Origin of the sequence: Streptomyces sp. NPDC048275, assembly GCF_040652275.1 — a bacterium.
Classification (GTDB): Bacteria; Actinomycetota; Actinomycetes; order Streptomycetales; family Streptomycetaceae; genus Streptomyces.
The window spans coordinates 1-4,035 of record NZ_JBEZLR010000216.1; the positions used below are offsets into that span (position 1 = coordinate 1).

Genomic DNA, 4,035 nt, shown 5'->3' on the forward strand with positions numbered 1-4,035 from the left:
CTGCAAGGCTGATGACGGCTGCCGCAGCCGCGCTTGCGACAGAGCGGTGCAGACAGTGCAATCGCAGGGTTTTCATGATCACACCCTGGGCTGAGGAAGGCCCAGGAGGAAGGCCGACAGCCCCTTGGGGGGCAACTCGACCCGATCGGTCGATCTCCCTCGGCCCCTGTCGGCGGGTTGTCGCGGGCAGGGGCCGGTGGTGTTGCCCAAAGCGGCAGGCTGCGACGCTCCTGCCAGGCAGGCTCGGCGTCCGACGTCTTTCGGGGTTGGCCGTGCCGCTTGTCTTCTTGAGATCCCTGCGCGTCAATGAGGCAAATGTTCTGACGTCGTATCAGTAGCAATCGATCTTGACCGGATGGGACGACTGATGAGGTGTACGACGCCGAAGTTACGCGCCGCCACGACCGCTGCCGCCTCGGCGGGACTGCTTGCCGGCGTCGTGGCGCTGGCACCCGCGGCAACTGCCGTGTCACCGACCACCGTTACGGCCGAATATGACTGCGGTACCTGGGGCAGCACGACCTTGACCCTCACCGCCACCCAGAACGGCACGAACGCGACAATCACGCTCATCTCAACCGACGTGATTGTTCCGATCGCGGTCCCGGCGAACTCCGTGAGCGCCACGCTGCGGCTGGAGAAGAACGGCGGACCGGCTACGACCCTCTTCACGGGCCAGACTAACCCGGCGGGTCCCTTGACCAGGCTCGGCCCGCTCATTGGCGCTGTGGCCCCGGGCGACAGCCTGGACTCCAGCCTGGGCGGGGACTCGCTGAGCTTTGTGGTCTTCGGTGTGAGCGGGCGGTGTGTTGCGGTGACCAAGCAGTCGCCGGGCCCGTTTGTCTTCGACTGACGCGCCCGGGCCGGGACATGGAGACCGCGGGCGGCATGTCATCTATTCATCCCGCATCGGTCGAGGGGGGCTGAGGCAGTCTGCTGGCTCAGCCCCCTGAGGACGCGTCGGGTTACCGCGTGAGGAAGGCGACGAGGGCGGCGGTTCCGCCGCCGCCGCCCAGCAGCGCGGTCAGGACGACGGGCGAGACGTAGAGCTTGAGTTCGAAGTGGCGCCCGATGCGCAGGTGGAGTGCGTGGCGGTCGCTGTCTGTGTCCGTGCCCGCAGCGGACGGATCGGGAGGGGGAGTGGCGGGCAGGTCGAGCGTCATGGCTGGTTCCTCGGTTGGTGTAGGCCCGGTGGTAGGGCACCGTCCGGGCGGCGTCTGGCGAGTGAAGACCAGCGCTCGGCGGGCTCCGGCCAGAAGGCCACCGGATGCTGGGAGCGTCAGCATGCACGGGCCGCATGGCGGGAGCAACTTCCTATTGCGCGCGCACTATCGGCCCCGGGAACCGAGGGTTTGGAGCGTGCGTTTATAGTGCCGCGACACCTAGCCCCAAGTTGCGCAAAACGGTTCACTATCGGGCAAATCGCCACATGAGCGCCCGCCATCGTGTCAATCCCGGGTACGTGCGCGCGGTATCGAACGAGTGGTGCCCGGCCGCTGCTCGACCACTGTCCGTGTGGCCGGGATCACCCCGCCCGCCACGGGGATCGGCCGCCGTCCCCTCCTTCTCTGGCCGGAGCGGGGAACGGCGGCTCTCGCCAGACATGGCCAGCCACGCCTGTGACCCCCCTGCCCACCGAACGCACCGCGCGCAGGTCACGGGCACACCGGCAAGCAGAGACGTTCGAGGATAGGCCCCATCCAGTGATCAAGGTCCCAGGAAGCAGTAAGACCCCACCGATCGGCGAAACCGCCTGGACATCACAGTCCGGAACTGGGTAAAGCCCAGTTCGCCAGATTCTCAGCCGTTGCCGAGGGCGCAGGCGATGGCAGGGGCGCCGCTGATGTCCGGGGCCCGCACCACACGGGCATCACCACCGCCGTCGATCGCGACGTCCTTGAGGATTTCGCGGAGAAGACCACCACCACCGAGTTCGTCGTCATCAACGATGCAGGAGGTCGCGGCGGTCGGTGACCAGAGTCTGCCACCGGGCACGGGTGGCCTGTTCGCCGTCGAGCCATCGCGGTGCGGTGTGCTCGGCGGGGAGCGAGAGGTCGGCCATGAAGTGCGCGATGTCGACGTAGTACGCGTAGTCCCCGTCCCGGGTCAGTTCGCGCAGTCGGGAGATGGCGGCACTCAGCCCGTCACGGTCTTCCAGGGCAGCCTGGTGGAAGGCGAGGGCCAGTTCGAGGGTGGGTGTCATGGAGGTGAGGCCCGCGACGTCAAGCTCGGTGCGCAGGGCGCGGACGCGGTCGTCGAGTGTGGGGGTGCCGGCGTCGCGAATGAGGGCGGCGATTGCCGCGTTGATCGTGGTGGCGCGCAGGTCGAGGTGTGCGAGGAGTTGTTCGGCGAGGTCGATTTCGTCGTCGGCCTGGTGGGGGTCGTAGAAGGCGATGGCGAGGGCACGCCGGGCCTGGTTGTGTGCGGCCTCGCCGGCTTTGGCGTGTTGTTCGGCTTCGAGGCGCCCGGCTTGGTAGGCGGCGGCCGCGCGTGCCGGCTCTCCCTGGACCCACCACACGTCGCCCAGGACGCGCTGATGGCGGCCTTCCCATCCCAGGGTCTGTGCGGCGGCGTACGTGGTGGGGAAGTCTCCGGCCAGCCGGGCGGCCTGGGCAAGGCCACGCCGGGCGGCTGGGGCCAGGCGGCCGCCGCCGTCGACGACCTGCTGGTATCCGCGGCGTGAGTCCGCGCTGTGCCCGATGTCGCGGTGGGCCTTGGCCCGGTAGTAGAGGGCCATGTGCTGCAGGTCATCGGGGAGCAGGTGGCTGTCGATGACCGTGGTGAGGCGGGCCGCGGTTCGTGAGCGGTGTTCATGCTGGCGGCGGGCGAGCGCGCTGAGGAGTTCGACCAAGGCGTCGGCGGCCGTACCGAGTCCCGCCTCGGTTTCGGTGTCGGGCGGGGCGAGGGGCTCCCACACGGAGTCGCTGACGTAGGTCCAGGCAGCAGGCGTGAGCCAGTCGAGGTCAAGGCGGTGGTCGCGGGCCAGGCGCAGGCCTTGGCGTAGGCAGGCGATCAGCAGAAGCCGGTCCGGGCCGGGGGCGCCCTGGTGCTGTTCGCCCAGGGTGGTGAAGGCGCGCTGGGCGGCCTGTTGCCAGTCGGCGTCGGTCCAGCGGTCGTCGGTGGTGTCTTCGGCGTTGCGTACGGCGGAGCGGATGAGGCCGTGGAGGTGGAAGGGCCACAGGCCGAAGGGGTTGTCGCGGACGAAGGGCCGCTCGGTCAGCCGCTGGGCGGGCCCCTCGTGGGCGAGGCCGGCGGCGCGCGTGGCGAGGGGCACGTCGAAGGCGTCCAGCAGGCTCACCGAGCGCAGGACGTGGCGTTCGTCGGGGTGAGGTCGGACAGGGTGCGGGAGACCAGGGCGGGGAAGTCGTGGTCGAAGTCGCCGGGCTGCAGGGTGTGGCCGCTGCGGCGCAGTTCCAGGAACCGGGCGACGGACAGATCGAGATACAGGGGCAGGCCGTGCGAGCGGGCGGTGATGACCTGCCGGATGTTCTCGCCGATGAGGGGTTGGCCGTCGCGGGTGAGGCGGCGGGCAAGGTAGTCGTCGCAGTCCTCGGGTGAGAAGTCGCCTTTACCGACTCTCGATGTGTGCGGGTGGACTCTGAACTGAGGCGATGCGTTGCGTAGACGTCCGTGACGGTTTTGAACCGCCCATAAGGCAGCGGCTTCGATCTTGTCGCGTGGAAGCAGTGCGCCGCGCTGAACGCCTCGCTGGCCGGGTCGAGACCGAAGTGGGTTGCGAGGGCGCGGCGATCCGCCGCAATGCCCGGACGGGATGTCGCCTTTACCGACCACGAAAATGTTCACGTCGCCTTTGACCTGGACTTTTGCGTGGCGGACTCGTTCTCAACGTAGCGGTTGTAGCTGCTGATCAACCGGCCATGAGGTGCCCTGGCCCTGCAGCGCCCTCGTCTTGGAGGTTCTCGCGGGCGCACTCGCTCAAGGGCGGTTGGGCCCAGGCGGCCTTTCGTCGCCGCGCCAGCCGGGGCCGGATCGGTCTGGCCGCCGACGGGGCACGGGATGTCGTCGCCAGACGCA

5 protein-coding genes are annotated in these 4,035 nt (G+C 68.9%); 1 reads left to right on the forward strand and 4 read right to left on the reverse strand.

Annotation, left to right across the window (positions count from 1 at the left end; all coding sequences use genetic code 11):
- Positions 1 to 355 precede the first annotated feature (355 nt).
- Positions 356 to 853, forward strand: coding sequence for a hypothetical protein (locus tag AB0D57_RS47285; RefSeq protein WP_362088701.1), 498 nt, complete (start codon positions 356 to 358; stop codon positions 851 to 853).
- Positions 854 to 965: 112 nt separating this feature from the next.
- On the opposite strand, the gene AB0D57_RS47290 is transcribed toward AB0D57_RS47285, so the two are convergent.
- The 4 genes from AB0D57_RS47290 to AB0D57_RS47305 form a co-directional block, all read right to left on the reverse strand.
- On the reverse strand, positions 966 to 1,163 hold the full coding sequence (locus AB0D57_RS47290) for a hypothetical protein (RefSeq protein ID WP_362088702.1): 198 nt from the start codon (positions 1,161 to 1,163) through the stop codon (positions 966 to 968).
- 637 nt (positions 1,164 to 1,800) lie between these two features.
- A complete protein-coding gene (locus tag AB0D57_RS47295; RefSeq protein WP_362088703.1) occupies positions 1,801 to 1,995 on the reverse strand; it encodes a hypothetical protein in 195 nt (64 codons plus the stop codon).
- Positions 1,943 to 3,298, reverse strand: a complete 1,356-nt coding sequence (locus AB0D57_RS47300) for a hypothetical protein (protein ID WP_362088704.1) — start codon at positions 3,296 to 3,298, stop codon at positions 1,943 to 1,945. Before AB0D57_RS47300 ends, AB0D57_RS47295 begins: the two co-directional genes overlap by 53 nt.
- Positions 3,295 to 3,804, reverse strand: a complete 510-nt coding sequence (locus AB0D57_RS47305) for a hypothetical protein (RefSeq protein WP_362088705.1) — start codon at positions 3,802 to 3,804, stop codon at positions 3,295 to 3,297. The genes AB0D57_RS47300 and AB0D57_RS47305 overlap by 4 nt, the downstream gene beginning before the upstream one ends.
- Positions 3,805 to 4,035 lie beyond the last annotated feature (231 nt).

Bases quoted from the DNA above. Each gene is read 5' to 3' on its own strand.
- AB0D57_RS47285 (WP_362088701.1), top strand. From the start codon at position 356: ATGGGACGACTGATGAGGTGTACGACGCCGAAGTTACGCGCCGCCACG.
- AB0D57_RS47290 (WP_362088702.1), bottom strand. From the start codon at position 1,163: ATGACGCTCGACCTGCCCGCCACTCCCCCTCCCGATCCGTCCGCTGCG.